Source organism: Rothia sp. (in: high G+C Gram-positive bacteria), from assembly GCF_030540545.1.
GTDB lineage: Bacteria > Actinomycetota > Actinomycetes > Actinomycetales > Micrococcaceae > Rothia.
On record NZ_JAUNVZ010000123.1, the window covers coordinates 1 to 271 of the forward strand.

General features: G+C 60.9%; 1 pseudogene. It reads left to right on the forward strand.

The window, feature by feature from the left end:
• Positions 1-172: 172 nt before the first annotated feature.
• Positions 173-271: pseudogene (locus tag Q4P78_RS09375) on the forward strand (bifunctional methylenetetrahydrofolate dehydrogenase/methenyltetrahydrofolate cyclohydrolase); the annotation flags it as partial.

Genomic DNA, 271 nt, shown 5'->3' on the forward strand with positions numbered 1-271 from the left:
CGTGGGAAGCGAAAACTGGTAGACCCCTTAAAGACCCCGCCACGGCACCTCGCCGGGTGGGGTCTTTGAGCACGCACACACAACCAGCTCGCCCCGGAACCACCCGGGACGGAACAAATAACCAAGGCACCGGCCTGCAGGCTGGTGTATGACACCAAGGAAGGAACTCATCATGCCACAGATTCTCGACGGCAAAGCCACCGCCGCGGCCATTAAGAATGAGCTGACTGAGCGCGTTGAGGCGCTTAAAGCTCGCGGCATCACCCCCGGT